Origin of the sequence: [Eubacterium] eligens ATCC 27750 (genome assembly GCF_000146185.1) — a bacterium.
GTDB classification, from domain to species: domain Bacteria; phylum Bacillota; class Clostridia; order Lachnospirales; family Lachnospiraceae; genus Lachnospira; species Lachnospira eligens.
Genome location: NC_012778.1, coordinates 1,160,057 through 1,183,872, shown reverse-complemented (window position 1 = coordinate 1,183,872; position 23,816 = coordinate 1,160,057). Strand labels below are relative to the sequence as shown.

24 protein-coding genes and 1 other RNA gene are annotated in these 23,816 nt (G+C 37.4%); 22 read left to right on the top strand and 3 right to left on the bottom strand.

Features of this window, described 5'->3' with window-relative positions; translation table 11 throughout:
* The first annotated feature begins 127 nt into the window (after positions 1-127).
* The 3 genes from pckA to EUBELI_RS05660 all read left to right on the top strand — a co-directional run bounded on the left by pckA (position 128) and on the right by EUBELI_RS05660 (position 4,067).
* Positions 128-1,732 (top strand): phosphoenolpyruvate carboxykinase (ATP), encoded by a 1,605-nt coding sequence (gene pckA / locus EUBELI_RS05665; protein WP_012739404.1) that lies wholly within the window; start codon positions 128-130, stop codon positions 1,730-1,732.
* Between the two features lie 156 nt (positions 1,733-1,888).
* Positions 1,889-2,068: non-coding RNA, 6S RNA (gene ssrS / locus EUBELI_RS13885), on the top strand.
* A 268-nt stretch (positions 2,069-2,336) separates the two neighbouring features.
* The gene (locus tag EUBELI_RS05660; protein WP_049777917.1) at positions 2,337-4,067 is read left to right on the top strand and encodes a SpoIID/LytB domain-containing protein; all 1,731 of its coding nucleotides are present in this window, start codon (positions 2,337-2,339) and stop codon (positions 4,065-4,067) included.
* Here the strand turns inward: EUBELI_RS05660 and EUBELI_RS05655 are convergent.
* On the bottom strand, positions 4,036-4,890 hold the full coding sequence (locus EUBELI_RS05655; protein WP_012739402.1) for a YihY/virulence factor BrkB family protein: 855 nt from the start codon (positions 4,888-4,890) through the stop codon (positions 4,036-4,038). The genes EUBELI_RS05660 and EUBELI_RS05655 overlap by 32 nt on opposite strands.
* Positions 4,891-5,031: 141 nt before the next feature.
* Here EUBELI_RS05655 and EUBELI_RS05650 point away from each other — a divergent pair, with 141 nt between their 5' ends.
* The 7 genes from EUBELI_RS05650 (at position 5,032) to thiI (ending at position 12,007) form a co-directional block, all read left to right on the top strand.
* Positions 5,032-5,808: a segregation and condensation protein A gene (locus EUBELI_RS05650; RefSeq protein WP_041688116.1), complete on the top strand. Its 777-nt coding sequence runs from the start codon at positions 5,032-5,034 to the stop codon at positions 5,806-5,808.
* Between the two features lies 1 nt (position 5,809).
* Positions 5,810-6,427: an SMC-Scp complex subunit ScpB gene (gene scpB / locus EUBELI_RS05645; protein ID WP_012739400.1), complete on the top strand. Its 618-nt coding sequence runs from the start codon at positions 5,810-5,812 to the stop codon at positions 6,425-6,427.
* 16 nt (positions 6,428-6,443) lie between these two features.
* Complete coding sequence (locus tag EUBELI_RS05640) at positions 6,444-7,847, top strand: aminopeptidase (protein ID WP_012739399.1); 1,404 nt, start codon at positions 6,444-6,446, stop codon at positions 7,845-7,847.
* A 29-nt stretch (positions 7,848-7,876) separates the two neighbouring features.
* Positions 7,877-8,833 carry a 50S ribosomal protein L11 methyltransferase gene (gene prmA / locus EUBELI_RS05635; protein WP_012739398.1) on the top strand — a complete coding sequence of 319 codons (957 nt, stop codon included), beginning with the start codon at positions 7,877-7,879 and terminating at the stop codon, positions 8,831-8,833.
* Between the two features lie 3 nt (positions 8,834-8,836).
* Positions 8,837-9,574, top strand: coding sequence for a 16S rRNA (uracil(1498)-N(3))-methyltransferase (locus EUBELI_RS05630; RefSeq protein WP_012739397.1), 738 nt, complete (start codon positions 8,837-8,839; stop codon positions 9,572-9,574).
* A gap of 16 nt (positions 9,575-9,590) precedes the next feature.
* Positions 9,591-10,748, top strand: coding sequence for a cysteine desulfurase family protein (locus tag EUBELI_RS05625; RefSeq protein ID WP_012739396.1), 1,158 nt, complete (start codon positions 9,591-9,593; stop codon positions 10,746-10,748).
* Between the two features lie 77 nt (positions 10,749-10,825).
* Entirely contained in the window at positions 10,826-12,007 is a 1,182-nt protein-coding gene (gene thiI / locus EUBELI_RS05620) for a tRNA uracil 4-sulfurtransferase ThiI (RefSeq protein ID WP_012739395.1), read from the top strand.
* Between the two features lie 55 nt (positions 12,008-12,062).
* Here the strand turns inward: thiI and EUBELI_RS05615 are convergent, their stop codons facing one another.
* Complete coding sequence (locus EUBELI_RS05615; protein ID WP_012739394.1) at positions 12,063-12,296, bottom strand: HPr family phosphocarrier protein; 234 nt, start codon at positions 12,294-12,296, stop codon at positions 12,063-12,065.
* A 103-nt stretch (positions 12,297-12,399) separates the two neighbouring features.
* Between EUBELI_RS05615 and mtaB the strand changes: the two genes are divergently transcribed.
* Genes mtaB through coaBC form a run of 3 tightly spaced genes read left to right on the top strand, consistent with a single transcriptional unit; the run spans position 12,400 to position 15,758 of the window.
* The gene (gene mtaB / locus EUBELI_RS05610; RefSeq protein ID WP_081458292.1) at positions 12,400-13,728 is read left to right on the top strand and encodes a tRNA (N(6)-L-threonylcarbamoyladenosine(37)-C(2))-methylthiotransferase MtaB; all 1,329 of its coding nucleotides are present in this window, start codon (positions 12,400-12,402) and stop codon (positions 13,726-13,728) included.
* Positions 13,728-14,534 (top strand): type III pantothenate kinase, encoded by an 807-nt coding sequence (locus tag EUBELI_RS05605; protein ID WP_012739392.1) that lies wholly within the window; start codon positions 13,728-13,730, stop codon positions 14,532-14,534. The genes mtaB and EUBELI_RS05605 overlap by 1 nt, the downstream gene beginning before the upstream one ends.
* A 30-nt stretch (positions 14,535-14,564) precedes the next feature.
* Positions 14,565-15,758 (top strand): bifunctional phosphopantothenoylcysteine decarboxylase/phosphopantothenate--cysteine ligase CoaBC, encoded by a 1,194-nt coding sequence (gene coaBC, locus EUBELI_RS05600; RefSeq protein WP_012739391.1) that lies wholly within the window; start codon positions 14,565-14,567, stop codon positions 15,756-15,758.
* 40 nt (positions 15,759-15,798) lie between these two features.
* Here coaBC and EUBELI_RS05595 read toward each other — a convergent pair whose 3' ends face one another.
* Positions 15,799-16,011: a DUF378 domain-containing protein gene (locus EUBELI_RS05595; RefSeq protein ID WP_012739390.1), complete on the bottom strand. Its 213-nt coding sequence runs from the start codon at positions 16,009-16,011 to the stop codon at positions 15,799-15,801.
* Between the two features lie 201 nt (positions 16,012-16,212).
* On the opposite strand from EUBELI_RS05595, the gene EUBELI_RS05590 reads away from it, so the two are divergent.
* The 9 genes from EUBELI_RS05590 (at position 16,213) to EUBELI_RS05550 (ending at position 23,803) form a co-directional block, all read left to right on the top strand.
* Positions 16,213-17,601, top strand: a complete 1,389-nt coding sequence (locus EUBELI_RS05590) for an HlyD family efflux transporter periplasmic adaptor subunit (RefSeq protein WP_041688114.1) — start codon at positions 16,213-16,215, stop codon at positions 17,599-17,601.
* A 40-nt stretch (positions 17,602-17,641) separates the two neighbouring features.
* A complete protein-coding gene (locus EUBELI_RS05585; protein WP_012739388.1) occupies positions 17,642-18,334 on the top strand; it encodes a YggS family pyridoxal phosphate-dependent enzyme in 693 nt (230 codons plus the stop codon).
* 56 nt (positions 18,335-18,390) lie between these two features.
* Positions 18,391-18,942 carry a cell division protein SepF gene (locus tag EUBELI_RS05580; protein ID WP_012739387.1) on the top strand — a complete coding sequence of 184 codons (552 nt, stop codon included), beginning with the start codon at positions 18,391-18,393 and terminating at the stop codon, positions 18,940-18,942.
* A gap of 65 nt (positions 18,943-19,007) precedes the next feature.
* The gene (aroB, locus tag EUBELI_RS05575) at positions 19,008-20,093 is read left to right on the top strand and encodes a 3-dehydroquinate synthase (RefSeq protein ID WP_041688112.1); all 1,086 of its coding nucleotides are present in this window, start codon (positions 19,008-19,010) and stop codon (positions 20,091-20,093) included.
* Between the two features lie 23 nt (positions 20,094-20,116).
* On the top strand, positions 20,117-20,644 hold the full coding sequence (gene lspA / locus EUBELI_RS05570) for a signal peptidase II (RefSeq protein WP_012739385.1): 528 nt from the start codon (positions 20,117-20,119) through the stop codon (positions 20,642-20,644).
* Positions 20,637-21,569, top strand: a complete 933-nt coding sequence (locus EUBELI_RS05565; RefSeq protein WP_012739384.1) for an RluA family pseudouridine synthase — start codon at positions 20,637-20,639, stop codon at positions 21,567-21,569. The genes lspA and EUBELI_RS05565 overlap by 8 nt, the downstream gene beginning before the upstream one ends.
* Positions 21,566-22,108 (top strand): hypothetical protein, encoded by a 543-nt coding sequence (locus EUBELI_RS13595; RefSeq protein ID WP_012739383.1) that lies wholly within the window; start codon positions 21,566-21,568, stop codon positions 22,106-22,108. The genes EUBELI_RS05565 and EUBELI_RS13595 overlap by 4 nt, the downstream gene beginning before the upstream one ends.
* A 115-nt stretch (positions 22,109-22,223) precedes the next feature.
* Positions 22,224-22,862, top strand: coding sequence for a cytidylate kinase-like family protein (locus EUBELI_RS05555; protein ID WP_012739382.1), 639 nt, complete (start codon positions 22,224-22,226; stop codon positions 22,860-22,862).
* A 32-nt stretch (positions 22,863-22,894) separates the two neighbouring features.
* Positions 22,895-23,803, top strand: coding sequence for a L,D-transpeptidase (locus EUBELI_RS05550; RefSeq protein WP_012739381.1), 909 nt, complete (start codon positions 22,895-22,897; stop codon positions 23,801-23,803).
* Positions 23,804-23,816 lie beyond the last annotated feature (13 nt).

The window sequence follows — 23,816 nt, the reverse complement described above, 5'->3', positions numbered from 1 at the left end:
TTAATATATACACGATTTCGAGAAAAATTTAACAATTTTTTATTGATTTTAATTAGGGCATGGTATAGAATTAAAAAGAATTTTGTAATAATTTACAAGAAATTATAAGAAAAGAGGTTTATGTAAGATGGCAAAAATCGATTTAAGCAAGTATGGCATCACAGGTGCTACAGAGATCGTCTACAATCCTTCTTATGAATTATTATTCGAGGAAGAGACTAAGTCTACTAACGAAGGTTATGAAGTTGGTAAGGAAAGCGAACTTGGAGCTGTTGATGTTATGACAGGTATCTATACAGGTCGTTCTCCTAAAGACAAGTACATTGTTGTTGATGAGAACTCTAAGGACACTGTATGGTGGACATCAGATGAGTATAAGAACGATAACCACCCAATGTCAGAAGATGTATGGGCTAAGGTTAAGGACATCGCTAAGGCAGAGCTTTCTAATAAGAAACTTTTCGTAGTTGATGCATTTTGTGGAGCTAACAAGGACACAAGAATGGCAGTTCGTTTCATCGTTGAAGTTGCTTGGCAGGCACATTTTGTAACTAATATGTTCATTAAGCCAACAGCAGAAGAACTTGAGAACTTCGAGCCAGATTTCGTTGTATATAATGCTTCTAAGGCTAAGGTTGAGAACTATGCTGAATTAGGCCTTAACTCAGAGACATGTGTTGCATTCAACATTACAAGCCATGAGCAGGTAATCATTAATACATGGTATGGTGGAGAGATGAAGAAGGGTATGTTCTCTATGATGAACTACTACCTTCCATTAAAGGGTATTGCTTCAATGCACTGCTCAGCTAACACAGATAAGAACGGAGAGAATACAGCAATCTTCTTTGGTCTTTCAGGAACAGGTAAGACAACACTTTCAACAGATCCTAAGAGACTCCTTATCGGTGATGATGAGCATGGTTGGGATGACAATGGCGTATTCAACTTCGAAGGTGGATGCTACGCTAAGGTTATCAACCTTGATAAGGACTCAGAGCCAGATATCTACAATGCAATTAAGAGAAACGCTCTTCTTGAGAACGTTACACTTGATGAGAATGGAAAGATTGATTTTGCAGATAAGAGCGTAACAGAGAATACTCGTGTATCTTACCCAATCAATCATATTGAGAATATAGTAAGACCAATTTCTTCAGCTCCAGCAGCTAAGAATGTAATCTTCCTTTCAGCAGATGCTTTCGGAGTACTTCCTCCAGTATCTATTCTTACACCAGAGCAGACACAGTACTACTTCCTTTCAGGATTTACTGCTAAGCTTGCTGGTACAGAGAGAGGAATCACAGAGCCTACACCTACATTCTCAGCTTGCTTCGGACAGGCATTCCTTGAGCTTCATCCTACAAAGTATGCAGCAGAGCTTGTTAAGAAGATGGAAAAGAGTGGAGCTAAGGCTTACTTAGTTAACACAGGATGGAATGGAACAGGTAAGAGAATCTCTATTAAGGATACTCGTGGTATCATTGATGCTATCCTTTCAGGTGCTATTAATACAGCTCCAACAAAGAAGATTCCTATGTTCAACTTTGAAGTTCCTACAGAGCTTCCTGGAGTAGATCCAGCAATCCTTGATCCAAGAGATACATATGCTGATGCTTCTGAGTGGGAGACTAAGGCTAAGGATCTTGCTGCAAGATTCAATAAGAACTTTGTTAAGTACACAGGTAACGAAGCTGGTAAGGCTTTAGTTGCTGCTGGTCCACAGCTTTAATTTTCAATCATTACAGAGTTTGAATTATGATTATATACCTGCGTCTGAATTGAATTCATTCGCAGGTATATTTGAATTTTTTTGACATATAATATTGTGTAATCAGTAAAGAAGATGTATAATCAATACATCGGTACAGATTACGTATCAATAGAATATTTCCTGGGACGTTCGCAAAACCACATTATTTTGATCCTACATTTCATCGACGGGATTCCTATATCTCCATTCCAATGTCAAGCCTCCTTAGTCAGTGGAAGGCAGCGGTCTGGATGCGGTTGCCCACCTAGCTTCGCTAGGAGTCGAAAGCGTGGGGAGCGGCGTTTTGGGATATTATTAACAGGCTGTCACATATGTGACAGCCTGTTTTTTGCGCGAAAAGCGATGAGAATATAAAATTATAAAAGCGGCCATGCTTGCATGCGTCGCTTTTTATGATTTTATATTCGAGGAGCAACGCGACAATGCCAGAACTTAGTTCTGGCATATAAGCTTTTTGCGTGAAAAGTGATGAGCATACCTAGTTCTAAAACTTCAATTTTCAGCATATACTATCAAGAGCTTGTCTGAACAAGGACACTTAATTTAGTATGGAGAATAGTATATGAAACAGAGAACAAAAATAATATTCTTAGCCTATTCTGCACTGGTGATTTTTATGTCATCAGCATGTATATATATGTCATGTATGATTAAATCAAGATATCAGGACACATCGTCAGAAATCAATCTTTATAAAAATGTATATGTAACTAATATAGAAGACAATACAATAACTGCCAATATGTATGGTAATATAAAGAAATTCAATACTGGAAAGATAGCAGAAGATGTAACCGGGTGTTTATGTGATATTATCGTTGAGAATGGAAAGATTGTTGGAGTTAATACAAAGACGGATGTTGTAAGTGGAAAGGTGCTGTCAGTTTCACAAGACAGCGTTGAAATTGAAGGTTATGGCTCTGTTAAGCTGGATGAGGACTTTATTATGTATGAAAAAGAAAACTCATTGATAAGTAATTACAGCAGTATAATTGTCGGTTATGCATTACAGGATTTTATTGTGGCGGATGGAGAAGTCTGTGGTGCTATTAAGAATAAACCTTTGCAGGCTGACAATATAAGAGTAATTATCAAGACAAGCGGATTCAGAGATATATTTTTTAATGAAGCAGTTTTTTGTGCTGATTCAGGAATGATAGTTGAGACTGGTGAAGAATCTTATGAGACAGCACCCGGGGAGATGGTTGTGTTTAATCCGGATACAGAAGACTTTAATGAGGGCAGAATAAAACTAATTCCTAAATCAGGTGAGATACAGTTCCAATCAGTAAACAGAGGCGTAGGAACACCTTCATATGGTGGAACTATTGAAGTTTCACTGTATGATGAAGGAATTGTTATTGTAAATGAAGTGGGGATAGAAGATTATCTTAAAAAAGTTGTCCCTAGCGAGATGCCGTCAGGGTTTAATCTTGAAGCACTGAAATGTCAGGCTGTATGTGCAAGAAGCTATGCTTATACGGAACTTTCTAATAACTATTATAGTGCTTATGGAGCACATATTGATGACTCAATACAGTTTCAGGTATATAATAACTCACAGCGGGCAGAATCAACAGATACTGCAGTAGATGAGACAGCGGGACAGGTGCTATCATATAACGGAGAAGTTGTTAAGACATATTACTATTCAACCTCATGTGGAAGCACAACAGACGTTACACTCTGGGGCAATACAACAGAAAACTATCCGTATTTTGTTGCGGAGTGTGTGGGCGGAGTGGACAGAGGACTTACACTGACAGTAGAATCGGAGTTTAATACATTTATAAAAGGTGAAAATGAAGCTGATTATGATTACGACTGCACATTGTACAGATGGAGCATGGAGGAATCTGTTAAAGAGATAAGTGAAGGATTTGCACGTTCTACAGGGAAGAATGTAGGAAACATAACAGATATTGAAGTCCTTGAGCGTGTTAATGGAGGAGCTGCAGTAAAAGTTAAAGTTACAGGTGATAAAGGCGAGACAGTGATAGACAGTGAATCAGCGATTAGGGCAGCATTTGGCAATGCAAATGTGGATATGAACACTAAGTCAGGAACGACAAGATATGCTAATCTCCCAAGCACATTCTGTGTGTTTGAGAAAGTGACGGAGGGAAAGAAGCTTACAGGCTTTAAGATAACAGGAGGTGGCTACGGACATGGAATTGGCATGAGTCAGAATGCTGCCAATAAAATGGCAGAATCCATGACTTACGCGCAGATTCTGGAATTCTTCTACAGAGGTACTACGCTTACTCTGATTTCTTCCCAAGATAATGACTGAATATTTTTTCATCATTGATGAAGTAGTTAATCTCTGCACCGATGAATATTATAATCATACAGGCATACATCCATATAAGTGCTATGATGATAGTAGCAAGACTTCCGTACATGTATGAAAAGTTCGGTGAGTGGCCAACATAAAGAGAATACAGTGCTGTAAAAAGATACCATCCTAAAGCAGAAAAGAAAGCTCCTGGAATCTCTTTATAGAACTTTTTTCCTCTTCTTGATACAAGTGAGAATGCTATAGTAAAGAAGAGTGTGAATATACTTGGAAAGAGAAAATGTTTACTGTTAAATATACCTCTGAATATCACGACTACATTAGTAAGCTGTGGTATATATTTCATAGTGAAGTTCATAATATTGTTACCAAATACCATAAGTATAAGGCTGGCAATAATAAGAATCATAAATATAAGGGCATAGATACTTGCTCTTATTCTCTGGAAAAGCCAGTTCTTCTGGTTATCTTTTCTGTATATCTGTTTTAATCCACGGACTATAGCCATGAAACCTTTACCGGCAGCCCATATGATAGCAATTGCAGTAATGAGGGTTAATGCAGTTGTTGAATTGTCATATATATCAGTGAGCATTGCCTGGACAATAGGCTGCAGCTGAGTTGGAAGAACGCCATAAATAACCTTTAGAAGGTCTGCTTTGGAAACTGGCAGAAACTTTATAAGGCTTAAAAGACCAATAAAGAACGGGAAAAAGCTCAGCATAAGATAGTAACATGCTGAGGATGCGTAGTCGCCGATGCGGTCTTCAGATATTTTAGTGACAATTCTTTTAATTAATAATATTAAATTGAGCATTCTTATACCTTAATCCTTAATTGAATGTTTTCAAGATATTATATGTTATTTTATAGAATTTAGCAATTACTTGCAAACAGCAGTTATTTTATGTAAAATGTGATACGTGTAATTATGCACAGTAAATATAGCGAGGCAGATATGGGAATAAGTGTTAAGCTTCAGGTGTTTGAAGGACCTTTAGATCTTCTTTTACATTTGATAGATAAGAATAAAGTTAATATATATGATATTCCGATTGCAATGATTACAGAACAGTATATGGAATATGTTGAGCAGCTAAAGAAGGAAGATCTTAATGTGGTAAGTGAGTTCCTTGTAATGGCGGCAACTCTTCTTGATATTAAGTCAAGAATGTTACTTCCTAAGGAAGTGGATGAGGAAGGCAATGAGGAAGATCCAAGAGCAGAGCTTGTTGAAAAGCTGTTAGAGTACAAGCTGTATAAGGCTATGGCACAGGAATTAAAGGACAAGCATACAGATGCAGAGAGAACCTATTATAAGAAGCAGAGTATTCCGGAGGCGGTTGCAGCATATACACCGCCGGTTGATCTTACAGAGGTTATTGGTGATACAACACTTATGCGTCTTAACAGAATATTTGCTGATGTTTGTAAACGTAAGGAAGATAAGATAGATCCTGTACGAAGCAAGTTTGGAAAGATTGAGAAAGAAGAAGTTACCATGAGTGAAAAGCTTGTGGATATTAAAGCATTTATGATGGAGCATGAAGCTTTTAGTTTTAGGGAGCTTTTGTGGAATAATCCGTCAAAGGTTGCTGTTATAGTAACATTTTTAGTTGTGTTAGAGCTTATTAAGACTGGATTTGTTGAGGTTAAGCAGGAATGCCCGGAGGATGATATATTCATAAGGGTGGTCAGGGATCCTGAGCTTATTGAAGATATAACAGAGGAGTAGAATGATGAGTTTAGAACAGATGGAAGGCATAATTGAGGCTGTGCTTTTTACTATGGGTGATTCTGTGGAAGCAGGTAAGCTTGCAGATGCTATAGAACAGGATGTGGATACAACTGTTAAGATAGTACACAATCTTATGGATAAATATGAATCAGAGAACAGGGGAATAAGAATCATTGAGCTTGAGAACAGCTTCCAGCTGTGTACCAAGCAGGAATATTATGATGCACTAATAAGAGTTTGCAGCCAGCCAAGAAGATACACACTGACAGATGCGGCATTAGAGACGTTGTCGATAATAGCATATAAGCAGCCTGTAACTAAGATTGAGATAGAGAATATCAGAGGTGTTAATTCAGACAGAGCAGTAAGCAAGCTTGTTGAACTTGGTCTTGTGAAGGAAGTTGGAAGACTTGATGCACCGGGAAGACCAATGCTTTTTGGAACAACAGAGGATTTTTTAAGGTCATTTGGAGTACAGTCTATAGATGAGCTTCCAACAATCAGTGAAGATATGGTTGAACAATATAAGGAAGAGGCAGAGTTAGAGCTTGCAAGCGAAAGCTTTGATGCAGATAATCAGGAAGATTCTGATGGTCAGATAACATTAGGAATATAGAAAGGAAGTTGACATTATGGAAAGAAAGAATGCATGGAAGAAATATTCAGACGAAGATAAGAACAATGTATTCACATTTGCAGATGAATATAAGACTTTTATATCTGAGTGTAAGACAGAAAGAGAATGTGTAAAAAAGGCTGTAGAATTGGCAAAGAAAGCCGGATACAGAGATTTACAGGAGATAATAGCAGCCAATGAGACACTTAAAGCAGGCGATAAGGTATATGCCGTTAATATGAAGAAGGCAATAGTGCTTTTTAATATTGGAAGTGAACCGATAAGTACCGGCATGAATATACTTGGGGCACATATTGATTCACCAAGACTTGATATCAAGCAGAATCCTATGTATGAAGATTCAGACCTGGTACTTCTTGATACACATTATTATGGAGGAATCAAGAAATACCAGTGGGTAGCAATTCCTCTTGCACTTCATGGTGTTGTTGCATTAAAGAATGGCGAATGTGTTGAAGTTGTAATCGGAGAAGATGCTGACGATGCGGTTGTCGGAGTATCAGACCTTCTTATACACCTGGCTGCTAAACAGATGGAAAAGAAAGGAAGCTCGGTGGTTGAGGGCGAGGACCTTGATATCCTTATAGGAAGCATGCCGGCAGCATCAGACAGTGATAATACAGATGAGGATAAGGAAGAAAAGGAAGCAGTTAAGAAGAATATTCTTGCAATTCTTAAAGAAAAATATGGGATTGAAGAGGAAGATTTCTTATCAGCAGAGCTTGAGGCTGTTCCGGCAGGACCTGCAAGAGATTATGGTCTGGACAGAAGCATGATTATGGGATATGGCCATGATGACAGAGTGTGTGCTTATCCGTCGCTTATTGCACTTCTTAATACACCACAGGTTAACAGAACAGGTGTGTGCATACTTGTGGATAAAGAGGAGATAGGAAGCGTCGGCGCAACAGGTATGCATTCAAGATTCTTTGAAAATATGGTCGCAGAGGTTATGGACAGATGTGGTGATTATTCAGAGCTTAAATTAAGAAGAGCGCTTGCTAATTCTTATATGTTATCATCAGATGTAAGTGCAGCATATGACCCTAATTATGCATCAGTGTTTGAAAAGAAGAATTCAGCATTCTTTGGAAAAGGTATGGTATTTAACAAGTACACAGGTTCAAGAGGTAAGAGCGGTTCTAATGATGCTTCTGCTGAGTTCATTGGAAAGTTAAGAAAAGTTATGGATGATGCAGCTGTGTACTTCCAGATGGCAGAGCTTGGAAAGGTAGATGCAGGCGGTGGCGGAACAATTGCATATATCTTGGCTAATCTTGATATGAATGTAATCGACAGTGGAATTGCTGTACAGAATATGCATGCACCATACGAGGTAATAAGCAAGGCTGACCTATATGAGACATTAAAGGGGTATGAAGCATTTTTACAGATGTAAAATGTTTGTGTTAACGAAAGGACAATAATATGAAGTGGAATAAATATTCAATCCAGACAACTACAGATGCAGTTGATATGATAAGCAGCGCGCTTAATGATATAGGAATTGAAGGTATCGAAATTGAGGATAATGTACAGCTTACTAAGGAAGAGGCTAAGTCAATGTTTGTAGATTTCATTCCTGACCTTCCACCTGATGATGGCAGAGCTAAGGTTAATTTCTACATTGACAGTGAAGAAGATGATGGCTCAATGCTTGAAAAGGTTAAGGCAGAACTTGAAGATTTAAGAATGTTTATTGATATTGGTGAGGGTACAATCACAGAATCAGAGACAGAGGATAAGGACTGGATTAATAACTGGAAGCAGTACTGGCATACATTTACAATAGGAGACTTATTCATTAAGCCTACATGGGAGCCGGAGACAGAGGAGATGAAGGGGCATGCTGTACTTAGCATTGACCCGGGAACAGCTTTCGGAACAGGTTCGCATGAGACTACAAGAATGGTTATAAAGCAGCTTCAGAAGTATGTTAAAGATGGTGATGAGGTGTTAGATGTCGGCTGTGGAAGCGGTATACTTTCAGTAGTTGCATTAAAATATGGTGCAAAGCATGCATTTGGTACAGACCTCGACCCTAATGCAATTATTGCATCAGAGGAAAATGCAGAGCAGAACAATATAGATAAGAAGCAGCTTGAGGTTATTGAGGGTAATATCATTGATGATAAAGCTGTTAAAGATGCCTGTGGCTATGAGTGCTACGACATTGTGTGTGCCAATATCCTTGCAGACGTATTAGAGCCGCTTTCTACATGCATACATGAGCATATGAAGCACGGCGCTTACTTTATTACTTCCGGTATTATAGATACTAAGGAAAATGAGGTGGCAGAGGCATTTAAGAAGAATCCTGAGTTAGAGATAGTTGAGATTAACCATGATGGCGAGTGGGTTAATATCACAGCAAGAAGGAAGTAGTGTATGTATCATTTTTTTGCAGAGCATGAGAATATCCATGATTCATATATAGATATAGTTGGAAGTGATGTTAATCATATTAAGAATGTATTAAGATTCAAAGAAGGCGACAAGCTTCTTATAAGCAGCGGAGATAATGTTGATTATGAATGCAGCATTGCTTCTATGTCAGATGAATATATAAGGGCAGATATACTAAGCAAGGACGAGCAGGGAAAAGAACTGCCTTCAAGAATAATCCTGTTTCAGGGACTGCCTAAGGCTGACAAAATGGAGCTTATAATACAGAAGGCTGTAGAACTCGGAGCATACAGTGTTGTTCCTGTAGCAATGAAGAGAAGCGTTGTAAAACTAGATGCGAAGAAAGCTAAAGCTAAGGTTGAACGCTGGAATGGTATTGCATTAAGTGCAGCCAAGCAAAGCAAGAGAAGTATCCAGCCTGAAGTGACAGAAGTTATGACATTTAAGCAGGCACTTGAGTATGCGGGAAAGCTAGATAAGCTTTTACTGCCATATGAGTGCGCAGAAGGCATGGAAAAGACCAGAAAAGTGATTGAAGAAATCGGACATGGAGAATCTGTTGGTATATTCATAGGCCCTGAGGGCGGATTCGACAGGTCAGAGCTTGACGAAGCTGTAAATGCAGGCTGTGAGATAATCACACTAGGTAAGAGAATATTAAGAACTGAGACAGCGGGAATGATGCTGTTGTCAGTGCTTATGTATAATATGGAAGAATAAGCGGAAAAGAGGCAATATGGAAGCATATCTTGATAATTCTGCTACAACGAAATGTGCAGCAGAGGTAGTAGAAACAGCAGTAAAGGTTATGTCAGAAGATTATGGTAATCCATCATCAAAGCATATGAAGGGCGTTGATGCAGAGAAATATATCCGTGAAGCTAAAGAGGTAATAGCAAAGACTCTTAAGTGTCAGGATAAGGAGATACTCTTTACTTCTGGTGGAACAGAATCTAATAACATGGCAATAATCGGAACAGCAATGGCTAATAAAAGAAAAGGAATGCACTGCATAGTATCATCTGTAGAACATTCATCAGTTAAAGAGCCATTCAATTTCCTTGAAAAAGAAGGCTTCAGAATAACATATCTTCCAGTTGATAAAGACGGAATAGTTGATATAGAGGCTCTAAAGGATGCACTTGATGATGAGACAATACTTGTTTCAGTAATGTATGTTAATAATGAAATTGGTGCAGTTGAACCGATTGAAGAAATCGGACATATAATTAAAGATTATAATCCTGATATTGTATATCATGTTGATGCGATTCAGGCTTATGGTAAATATAAGATATATCCTAAGAAGCTTGGAATTGATCTGTTATCAGTCAGTGGACATAAGATTCACGGACCTAAGGGGAGCGGATTCTTATTCATTAATGATAAGACAAGAATCAAGCCTATTATATATGGTGGAGGACAGCAGAAGGGCATGCGTTCAGGAACTGAAAATGTTCCGGCTATAGCAGGACTTGCAACTGCCGTAAAGCTTATATATAATAATGACTTTGAAAGCAAGATAGCACATTTGTATGAGTTAAAGGATTACTTCATAGATGAGCTTGAAAAGCTTCCTGATGTGCAGGTAAACAGCAAGAAGGGTACGGATTCAGCACCACAGATTGTAAGTGCAAGCTTTAAGGGAGTAAGGGCAGAAGTGCTTCTTCATTCACTTGAAGATAAAGGAATCTATGTATCATCAGGTTCAGCATGCTCATCTAACAAGCCGGGACTGAGCAACACACTTGTTGCAATCGGACTTGATAAGGAGCTGCTTGATTCTACACTTCGGTTCAGCTTCTGCTATGAGACAACAAAGGAAGAACTTGAATACACAATAGAAACACTTAAACAGCTGCTTCCAATGCTTAGGAAGTACACAAGACGATAATTGTGTGAAAATAGATTTTCACACACAAGATTTGTGCTTTGCACAAATCTTGATATGCAAAGGAAAGGCGGAAAACGATGTATAAAGCATTTTTGATAAAGTATGGAGAAATAGGCGTTAAAGGAAAGAACAGATTCATCTTTGAGGACGCCCTTGTAAGACAGATTAAGTTCTCACTTAAAGATGTTGAGGGAGAATTTGATGTAAGAAGAGCAGATGGAAGAATCTATGTTAATGCACTTGCGGACTATGATTATGATGAGGTAATTGAGAGCCTTACAAGAGTATTTGGTATAGTTGGAATCTGTCCTGTAGTTCAGATTGAAGATAACGGTTTTGATGACCTTGCTAATCAGGTTATCAATTATCTTGATAAGGCATATAAGAATAAGAATCTTACATTCAAGGTTAATGCAAGAAGAACAAGAAAGAATTATCCAATGAACTCAATGGAGATTAATATGGAACTTGGTGGAAGAATTCTTGATGCATTCCCAGAGATGAAGGTTGACGTGCATAAGCCTGAGGTTCTTTTACAGGTAGAAATCAGAGGAGATGTAATCAATATTTACTCTATCGAGGTTCCGGGTCCTGGCGGAATGCCAATCGGAACAGCAGGAAAGGCTATGCTTTTATTATCAGGTGGTATTGACAGCCCTGTTGCAGGATATATGGTTGCCAAAAGAGGTGTACAGATTGAAGCAACATACTTCCATGCTCCTCCATATACAAGTGAAAGAGCAAAGCAGAAGGTAATTGACCTTGCAAAGATTGTATCTAAGTATTCAGGCCCTATTACACTTAATGTTGTTAATTTCACAGATATCCAGATGGCTATATATGAGAAATGTCCACATGATGAGCTTACAATCATTATGAGAAGATATATGATGAAGATTGCTGAAGATTTAGGAAAATCAAGCGGATGTCAGGGACTTGTTACAGGAGAGAGTATCGGACAGGTTGCAAGCCAGACAATGGCAAGTCTTTACTGTACTAACGAAGTGTGTACAATGCCTGTATTCAGACCGGTTATCGGTTTTGACAAGCAGGAGATTATTGATATATCAGAAAAGATTGGCTCATATGAGACATCAATACAGCCATTTGAGGACTGCTGTACAATATTCGTTGCAAAGCACCCTGTAACCAAGCCTAATCTTAATATTATCAAGCAGCATGAGACTAACCTTGACGGAGTTATTGAGGAGCTTTACAAGACAGCAATTGAGACAACAGAAAAAATCGTAATTGAATAAAATAAAACCGCTTTATCTGTAACAGATAAAGCGGTTTATATGTGCTTACACATCATTACTCAACGATGTATGGCTTTAATACGGCAAGGATTGTATCAATATCATTGTCTGCATGAATGTTCAAGTCAATTGGCTTAGAAAGATCAAGACTGAATATACCCATTATAGACTTGGCATCAATTACATATCTGCCAGAAACAAGATCAAAGTCAACATCGAATTTAGTGATATCGTTGACAAAAGATTTTACTTTGTCGATTGAATTTAATGAAATCTTTACAGTTTTCATTAGAATACCTCCTTAAATGTTTTTCTATAAACTATAATATCTATTTGTTAAACCTATGTCAATAAAGAAATGTAACAAAAATTAACAGGAAATGAGGATTAAATTGAAAAAAGTTGCTATACACAGTCTGGGCTGTAAGGTTAATTCCTATGAGGCAGAATCAATGGAGATAATGCTTAGGGATGAGGGGTATGAGATAGTGCCTTTCAGTGAAGATGTTCAGGCTGATATATATATAATTAATACATGTTCAGTAACTAATATTGCTGACAGAAAATCAAGACAGATGCTGCATAAGGCAAAGAAGATGAATCCGGAGGCGGTTGTTGTTGCTGCTGGCTGTTATGTGCAGGCAGACCCTGACGGAGTTAAAAAGGATGAATGTGTTGATATCATTCTTGGTAATAATATGAAGATAAGTATTGTTGAAGCATTAAATGATTATTTTGGCGGTGCGGATAAAACAAGCTATCTTGTTGATATTAATGACAAGTATCAGGAGTATGAATCGCTTAAGATTAACCAGACAGGGGAACATACAAGAGCGTATATCAAGATTCAGGACGGATGCAACCAGTTCTGTTCTTACTGCATAATACCATACGTAAGAGGCAGGGTAAGAAGCCGTAAGCCTGAAGATATAGTAAATGAGGTTAAGACGCTTGCAGCTACAGGTGTTAAGGAGGTTGTTCTTACAGGAATTCATATATCATCTTATGGAACAGACCTTGAGAATATAAGTCTTATAGAACTTATAGAGGCAATCCATGAGATTGAAGGAATTAAAAGAATACGTTTAGGGTCACTTGAACCAAGAATAATTACAGAAGAATTTGCAAAAAGGATTGCCGGCTTAGAAAAGATATGTCCACATTTTCACTTATCATTACAGAGTGGATGCGACAAGACATTAAAGGCAATGAACAGAAAATATAATACAGAAGAGTATTATGAGGGCTGCGTAAAGTTAAGAGAAGTGTTTGAGAATCCGGCAATAACTACTGACGTAATCGTGGGATTTCCGGGCGAGACAGAGGAAGATTTCCTTGAGACACGCAAGTTCCTTGAGAAAGTACATTTTTATGAAATGCATATATTCAAATATTCAAGAAGAAAGGGTACTGTTGCTGACAAGATGAAGGAACAGGTAGCAGACACTGTTAAGTCAGAAAGAAGTGCAGTTCTGCTTGCGTTAGAGAAGGCACAGTCACTTGAATACAGAAAGATGTATATCGGAAAAAGGCTAGAAGTTCTTATAGAAGAATTGACAGAAATAGATGGCAGGTCATATTATACAGGATATACAAAGAACTATATAAGAGTGGCAATAGCCGCTGATGAGTTTAAGGATAATCCTGTTAATGACATATATGAATGTATGGCTGATAAGCTTATCTGTGACGGGGTTACTATATTAGCGAGGTGTAATTAATGTCAAGAAAGAATACTAAAGGAACAATATTAGCTATAGATATGGGCAATACTAATATAGTTATTGGCTGTGTTGATGATGATAAAGTAATATTTGAGGAAAGGCTGAGTACAGACCTTTCAAAGACAGAGCTGGAGTATGCCATCAGCTTTAAGAATGTTCTTGAAATTTATAATATAAAATCAGAGGATATCAATGGTGCAATTATATCGTCAGTTGTTCCACAGCTTGTTAATGTTATTAAAGCTGCTGTTGAAAAGGTTGTAGATATAGAGCCTCTGGTTGTAGGACCCGGAGTAAAGACTGGACTTAACATTCTTATGGACCAGCCGAAGCAGGTGGGAAGTGACTTAATAGTTGATGCAGTTGCAGCGACACATGATTATGGTGCACCTGTTATTATAGTTGATATAGGCACAGCTACTACTATAAGCACAGTTGATGAGAATGGTAATTATATAGGTGGTGCAATCCTTCCGGGAGCAGGCGTTTCAATGAATTCACTTTCATCAAGAACTGCGCAGCTTCCAAGAATCAGCTTTGATGCACCAAAAGGACCGGTTGGAAAGAACACGGTTGACTGTATGAAGAGTGGTCTTATATACGGACATGCAGGAAGTATAGACGGAATTATAGACAGAATAATAGATTGCTGCGGATTCGGAAAGAACGGAAAGCCTGCTGCAAAGCTTGTGGCAACAGGGGGGCTTAGCAAGGTTATAATTCCATTCTGCAGGAATAGAATTGAGACTGACCCTGCACTTCTTATAAGAGGTCTGAAATACATTTATGATAAAAATGTCTAGAAAGTGGCTGAATAGGCGGGAGGAGATAATATGCTTAAGGGAAAGACAGTTGTTCTTGGAGTAACAGGCAGTATAGCAGCATATAAGATTGCTAATCTTGCAAGTATGCTTGTAAAGAAGCATGCCAATGTGCATGTTATAATGACTGAGAATGCATGCAATTTTATTAATCCGATAACATTTGAGACACTTACAGGAAATAAGTGCTTAGTTGATACATTTGACAGAAACTTCCAGTTTAATGTTGAGCATGTCAGCCTTGCAAAGCTGGCTGATATATTCCTTGTAGCACCTGCTTCGGCAGATGTAATAGGAAAGATTGCAAATGGGATAGCAGACGATATGCTGACTACAACAATTATGGCATGCAAATGTCCAAAGCTTATATCACCTGCGATGAACACTAATATGTTTACTAATCCTATAGTACAGGATAATCTTAAGAAATTAGAGCATTATGGATATGAAATTATCCAGCCTGACAGCGGATATCTTGCGTGTGGAGATACAGGTGCGGGAAAGATGCCGTCGGAGCAGGTTCTTCTTAATTACATCTTAAGGACAATAGCTAAAGATAAGGATATGACCGGAATTAAGCTTACAGTTACTGCAGGACCTACAAGAGAGAAGTTAGACCCTGTAAGATTCTTATCTAATAATTCCACTGGAAAAATGGGATATGCAATTGCTAAGATGGCAATGCTTCGTGGAGCGGATGTAACACTTATATCAGGAAAAGTAAGCCTTGAGCCGGTGCCATTTGTTAAGATGGTGGATATTGTTTCAGCAGAGGATATGTATAATGCAGTAATTAAGAGTGCTAAAGACGCAGATATAATAATCAAGGCAGCAGCAGTTGCAGATTACAGACCGTCTGATGTAAGCGATGAAAAGATTAAGAAAAAAGATGGTGATATGTCAATTCCTCTTGAGCGGACTAAAGATATAATCGGCACACTTGGAAGCAGTAAAAGAGATGGATTGTTCCTGTGCGGATTCTCAATGGAAACAGAGCATATGCTTGACAATTCCAAGGTGAAGCTTACAAAGAAGAATCTTGATATGATAGTGGCTAATAATGTCAAAGTGGCAGGAGCCGGATTTGGAACAGATACCAATGTGGTTACTGTTATTACTAAAGATGCAGTCGAGGAGCTTCCTATGATGAGTAAGGAAGAGGTTGCTGACGCACTTCTTGACAGAATAATGAAAGCAAGACAATAATAATAAAAACAGGCTGCCGGTTAACTGGCAGCCTGTTTTGCTACATATCTTCGCCAAGTGCCTTGATTCTTCCGTAAGTACTTAAAAGATATAAGCCGGAAAGACCTACAAGTGCGTAGATTATACGGTCAATCATAACTGATCTGAAGATAAAATGCACAAGATTAAAGTTGAGGAAACCGATAAGTCCCCAGTTAAGAGTTCCTACAATGGCAATTGTAAGAGCAATGTAGTCTATAGGTTTAGAATTCATAAAATGCCTCCTTAAAATAGCGGATTTGGTTTTGAAATTAGTATGGAAAATGTAAGATAAATCATACTGGTAAAATATGGATTTTATTGAGAAAAAGTGTAAACTTGACGACTTTAAACCTTGTATCAGACTGTCTAAAATGCTACAATTACAGTGTTTGTGAATCAGCACAGATAAAGTGCGGAAATAATGAGGTTTATCATGGCGGGAAAGAAAGTAGTCAGATACAGAAGAAAGCCGAAAGCAGCAGCAATTATATTTGGAATAGTGCTGGTATATATTGTGTGCTTTATAGTTATATATGTTTCAAAAGCAAAGGTACAGACATATGAAGTTGAAGTGGGTTCACTAATGAATAATGCTTCATTTACAGCGGTTGCCTTAAGAAAGGAAGAAGTCTATAATTCTTCATATTCCGGTGATATTAACTATTATCAGCGAGAGGGAACAAGGGTTATGACCGATGATACAGTGTATACGGTTGATGAGACAGGAAGAGTGTCAGAGATTCTTGCTCAGTATACTTCCGGAGATGGTAATAAACTGTCTGATGAGAATCTGACAGTTATAAAGAATACACTTACTAATTATAAGACGGAATATGGTGATAATGATTTCAGTGCAGTATATGATCTTAAGTCTGATCTTAATGCAACAGTTCTTCAGTCTATTAATGAGAATATCATGGCTAATCTTGATTCGATTGTTTCAAGTACAGGAAGCCAGGATCTTTTCAAGACTGTGAAATCAGATAAACCGGGAATAGTTGTGTATTCAATTGATGGATACGAGGGAATAACAGAAGATACAATTGGAAATGTAGATTTTAAAAAAACTGCATATGATAAGCAGAATCTTAAAGCTGAAAAATTGATTGCAGCGTCGGACCCGGCGTATAAGCTTATTACGAGTGAGAACTGGACACTTATGTTTCCGGTTACACAGTCGGATATTGATAAGTATTCGTTATCCGGTAAAGATACAATATCAATCAAATTTACAAAAGACAATGTTATGGGAACATTTCCTTTTAAGATAGTTAATGATGGAAAGAATTCATATGGTGAGATTACTTTATCAAAGTACATGATTAGATATGCAACAGAAAGATTTCTTGACATTGAAATAATTGTGTCAGGAAAATCAGGAATAAAGGTTCCTGTGTCTGCAGTTACAGAGAATGAGTTTTATAAGATACCAAAGGAATATCTTATAACTAATGGAGAAAAGGGCAATTATGGATTTCTTGTAGAGGAAAGTGACTCAGAAGGAAAGCGGAATCAGGTATTTAAGTCAGTTGATATCTATAAATCAAATGATGAATCAATATATATTAAAAAGACAGAGCTTTCGGCGGGAACAGCCATTATAAAAATGGATTCTAATGACAGATTTGTAGTTGGCCCTGTAGAAAAACTTAAAGGTATTTATTGTGTTAATACAGGATATACGGTCTTTAAGCTTGTAGAAATAATTGATGGTAATAATGAATACTATATTGTTAAACAGTCACTTAGCCATGGTGTGTCAATATATGACAGAATAATTCTAGATGCAGACAAGTATTCAGAGAATGAGATGATATATTAAATGCTTATGTATATCAGATTAATTACATTCAGGAGGCATTATGTTAAAGGATAATCTTATTGAAGTAGAAGAGCATATTAAGAAAGCATGTGAGAAATCAGGAAGAAATCCAGAAGATGTGTGTCTTGTTGCAGTAAGCAAGACTAAGCCCAAGGAGATGCTTATGGAAGTATATGACTGTGGAATAAGACAGTTTGGAGAGAATTATGTTCAGGAGATGGTGGACAAGACAGATACACTTCCTAAGGATATAACATGGCATATGATAGGACATCTGCAGAGAAACAAGGTAAAATATGTTGTAGGACGAGCTGCATTGATTCATTCAGTTGATTCAGAAAGACTTGCTGTTGCAATAAGTGATGATGCAGTAAAGAAAGGCCTTGTACAGGATATTCTTATTGAAGTAAATGTTGCAGGAGAAGAGAACAAGTTCGGTGTAACATGTGATGAAGCGGAAGAATTTGTAAAGAAAATAGCAGTGCTTCCGGGAATCAGGATAAGAGGATTCATGACAAGTGCACCATTCGTTGAAAATCCAGAAGATAACAGAAAGTATTTTAGAGAATTAAAGCAATTACTGGTTGACATAAATAACAAAAACATAGATAATGTATACATGAATGTTTTGTCCATGGGCATGACTAACGACTATACAGTTGCGGTGGAAGAAGGAGCAACTCATGTCAGAGTGGGAACAGCAATATTTGGAGCCAGGGACTATTCACATTAATATGTTTTGGGGATACTAAAGAAAGTCAGATTATCAGATATAGGAGAGTGTTTATAATGGGAATGTTAGATGGTTTAACTAATATGTTTAAGATGCATGATGATGACGATTTTGATGATGATTACGAAGATTATGATGATGATTTTGATGAAGATTATGAAGATGATAAGCCTTCTGCAAGAAAGAGACTTTTTACTGGTTCATCCAAGAAAGATTCAGTAGCTGATGAAGAAGTTTCATATACAGCAGAGAAGCCAAGATTCGCTTCGAAGTCTAAGGTTGTTCCTATGAAGACACAGTCTGCAAGAGGACTTGAAGTTGTTGTAATAAGACCAGAATCTATGGAAGATGCTAAGGAGATAACTGATACACTTCTTACAGGTAAGGCAGTTGTGCTTAACCTTGAAGGAATCCATGTTGAGATAGCACAGAGAATAATAGATTATTCTGCTGGTTCTACATATGCAATAAGGGGTAACCTTCAGAAGATAACTAATTATATTTTCCTGGTGACTCCACCTAATGTAGATATTTCGGGTGATATTCCTGAGATAGTAACAGGAGGAATTGATCTTTCATCATTTAACAAGAATGAAAACAGATTTTAATTGATCTTCACAGCCACCCACATATAATGGGTGGCTGTTTAAGTATAAGAATAAGGGAGAATGTTATGAAGTGTATTAATGTAAAGTGCGAAGGAAAACCAGCATACGATATTGTGATTGAAAGTGGATTCGGGGGACTTTCAGAAGCCTTTAATAAGCTTGAAATAACAGGGAGAAAGTTATGTATTGTGACAGACAGCAATGTAGGTCCTTTATATGCAGAACAGGTAAAGAATGAACTTGAAAAAACAGGCAATGCAGTATATGTGTATACATTTGCAGCAGGAGAAGAGAATAAGACTCTTGACACAGTACAGGATGTATATGAATATCTTATAGAGAATCATTTTGACAGGAATGACTGCCTTGTAGCACTTGGCGGAGGAGTTGTTGGCGACCTTACAGGATTTTCTGCGGCAACATATCTTAGAGGAATTAAATTCATACAGGTTCCTACGTCACTTCTTGCACAGGTTGATTCAAGTATTGGCGGCAAGACAGGCGTTGATTTCAGGGCATATAAGAATATGGTTGGAGCATTCCATCAGCCAAAGCTTGTATATATGAACATGTCTGTGCTTAAGTCACTCAGTAAGAGACTTTTTAATTCTGGATTTGGTGAGATTATTAAGCATGGTCTTATTAAAGACAGGGAATATTACAACTGGCTTAAGGACAATGCAGACAGAATTAAGGCACTAGATTCAGATGCACTTGAACATATGATATATGTGAGCTGTAACATCAAGAGAGAGGTTGTTGAGAATGACCCTAGGGAAAAGGGTGAAAGAGCACTGCTTAATTTTGGACATACATTAGGACATGCCATTGAAAAAGAGATGAACTTCTCACTTTATCATGGAGAGTGTGTTGTGCTTGGAATGATAGCAGCACTCAATATATGTGTCGAGCTTGGAACTATAACTGCAGAGGAAAGAGATGATGCTCTTAAAACATTTGCATTATATGAATTCCCTGACCATGTCACAGGAATTAAGATTGATGATGTTGTTGCGGTATCTAAGAATGACAAGAAGATGGATGCCGGCAAGGTTAAGTTCATTCTTCTTAAGTCAGTCGGAGATGCTTATATTGACAGAGATATAACTGATGACCAGATGAGAAGAGCACTTGAAGGTGTTATAAGATAAATGTTTAATAACGGAGGTCGAAAGTGAATAATAAAAAGAAAATATTTAATTTGTTATTTTATATTATAGGAATTGTTGTTCTGACTGAATTAGACCAGATTACCAAAGCACTTGCAGAAGCGAGTCTTTTAGGAAAACCGGATTTTAAGATAATAGGCGATGCTTTTGTTTTTTCTTATCTTAGAAATTCAGGTGCAGCATGGGGCATGTTAAGCGGTAAGATTAATCTGTTTCTTGTGTTTACAGTTATAGTTATGATTATAGTAACTTATGTAATTATTAATCTTCCTGCAACAAGAAAGTATATGCCACTTCTTATAACATGTACATTACTTGTATCTGGTGCAGTAGGAAACTTTATTGACAGGGTAAGATTCGGATACGTAAGGGATTTTATATATTTCAAGCTTATTAATTTTCCGGTATTCAATGTGGCAGACTGCTATGTTACTGTTTCAGTTGCTCTGCTTATAATTCTTATTCTTTTTGTCTACAAAGAAGATGATTTCGGATTCTTAAAGTTATCGAAGAAGGGTGATAATAATGAGTGATTCAGTGCAGAATTTAATTGCTGAACCAGAGGATAAGGGGACAAGAATAGATAAATATCTGTCGCAGGAGTTAGAAGATGTGTCAAGGTCACGCATACAGAAGCTGTTAGATGATGGAGATATTACGGTTGATGACAAATGTGTCAAGTCCAATTATAAGCTTAATGGAACGGAACATATCACAATAACAATTCCTGAACTTATTGTGCCACAGATACTTCCGGAAAACATACCTCTGAATATAATATATGAAGATGATGATGTAATACTGATAGATAAACCGAAGGGAATGGTTGTACATCCGGCTGCAGGACATTACACAGGAACAGTTGTCAATGCACTTATGTATCACTGCAGGGATAATCTGTCAGGAATTAACGGCGTTATGCGTCCTGGAATAGTACACAGAATAGATATGAATACCACGGGTGTTATTGTTGCATGTAAGAATGACAAGGCACATAATGATATTGCTGCACAGCTTGCTGTCCATTCAATAACAAGAAAGTATTATTGCATTGTACATAACCGCTTTAAAGAGGAAGAAGGCACGGTGGATGCGCCTATAGGGCGTAATCCAAAGGACCGCAAGATGATGGCGGTTGATAGAAAGAATGGGAAACATGCTGTTACACATTACCGTGTACTTGAGAATTTTGACAAATACAGTTTTATAGAGTGTCAGTTAGAGACAGGCAGAACTCATCAGATAAGAGTACATATGGCAAGTATAGGACATCCAATACTTGGAGATGATGTGTATTGTCATGCCAGGAGTGGATATAAACTGCAGGGACAGACATTACATGCGGGTGTTCTTGGATTTATACACCCGTCAACAGGTGAATATATGGAGTTCAAAGCACCATTGCCCGGATATTTTGAGAAGCTGCTTAAGGATTTAAGAAATGGAGGTAGCAATTGAGACGCAGGGAATTTATAGATATAATATTGAACAGTATTTCAGATACATTTGATATATACCATAATTACTGGTTTGAAGGTAGAAAGTTTGTTATATATGCTTACAGCTATAATAAGAAAGACAGATTTTCTACAACAGATGATGCCAAGTTATGGGACTCAAAATGCTATGAGCATCTGTTTTTCATTAATTGTGATACGCTTGGCATGAAAGAGCTTGATGATTTATATGATTTTGCTGTCAATAAGATTGAACCGCATTTTGTAAGAGGTGACGGAAAGCTGCCGGCTAAGAATCATATGTATACACATATATCATTTATAATAATCACAAGAAACCAGGTGCTTCCTGATGTTGAGAAGGCACTTAAATCTAAGAATTTTAGTAAGAATTATATGTTTGGTGCAAGAGGTTTTTCTAATATCAGACTGGCTTGTGTTACCCCGAGCAGATACAGTGTGATATCTAATAAGGCTGGAACTAAGATAGCAGAATTTCTTACAGAGATACTCTTGCATATAGACCATTATGAAGAGTAATTAATAATTATTAAAGATTAATTTAATTATGCTTAATATGTAGATTTTACCACAGAAATAATGTATAATATATCTAAAGTATTTCGTATACAATTGAAACCAGGAGGTAGGAACTATGGATGAGAGAACAGTTATTACTATCGGACGAGAATTTGGAAGCGGTGGACATGAGATAGGCATGAAACTGGCAGAGAAGCTGGGAATAAAGTGCTACGACAAGGAACTGCTTGAACTTGCAGCTAAGGAGAGTGGACTTTGTGAAGAACTTTTCGCATCTCAGGACGAGAAGCCTACTAACAGTTTCCTTTATTCTCTTGTAATGGATACATATTCACTGGGATATACTAATTCATATGTGGATATGCCTATTAATCACAAGGTTTTCCTTGCACAGTTTGATGCTATCAAGAAACTTGCAGAGAGAGAATCATGTGTTATTGTAGGAAGATGTGCTGATTATGCATTGGAAGATAATCCATATGCAGTAAGTGTATTTATCAAGGCAAGTCTTGATGAGAGAGTACAGAGAATTAAGAGAATCTATGAACTTAATGATTCTAAGGCTGCAGATCTTATTCAGAAGACGGATAAGAGAAGAGCAAGCTATTACAATTACTACTCAAGCAAGAAGTGGGGAGAAGCTAAGAGCTACAATCTCTGTATAGACAGTGGACTTGTAGGAATAGATGGTGCAATTGATATGATACTTAAGTTTATTGAATTAAAAGAGAAGAACATGGGCAAAGATATTTAATTCACTTTTAATATATACACGGTTGGTAAGTTATGAATTTTAATGGCTATAAGAGAACAAAGAAGTTTGATATTAAGAGATGGTTTAAGGGAACTAATTCAATCGTATACCTTGTTATACTTGTTGTAATGGTTCTTGGACTGCTGTTTGTGTTAAGAACTGTTATAAGTATGCATAACAGCAATAAGAATGCTGATAATGTATCACAGGAAGAGACCACTGGTGAAACTGATTCATCAGAGACGGATACACAGACACAGACAATTGCAAAGAACCAGTCATATTATATCAGAATAAGCATAGCTAAGCATACACTTGTTGTCTATCAGCTTGATGACAATAATGAATTTACAATTCCGGTCAAGGCATTCAAGGTGGCTCTCGGACCTAAAGTAGCCCCTGCCAAGACGGCTATATCAGAGAAATCTCTATGGCGTAAGATTACAGATATATATTATGTCAGATACTCTTCAAGACTTGATAATGCTGAGTATCTTAGTACGGCAACTTATTACAGTCAGAGTGATAATAATCTTAATCCAAAGTCATACAATGCTATTGGACAGAATGTATCAGACGGTTCTATTCTTATGACATGTGCCAATGCCAAGTGGATATATGAAAACTGTGGTGCTAAGACAACTGTTGAGATAGTTGAGGATTTTGATATCAGTTCAGCTATTAATGTTGAAGAAATAAACAGAATAGCTGATAACGCATATAGAGATCCTACAGATGATTTAAAAGATAGCAGTCCTATCCAGCAGAGTATAAGTGAAACCACTAAGCCGACGGAAACACAGGCAGAGACAGTTTCAAGACATGAGGAGACACAGCGGGTTACAGAAACTGTAACACAGTCTGCAACACAACAGTCTTCAATGCAACAAACAACACAATCAGAGGTTCATAGTGCAGCAAGTCAGAGCACAACACAGTAGTTATATGCAATAA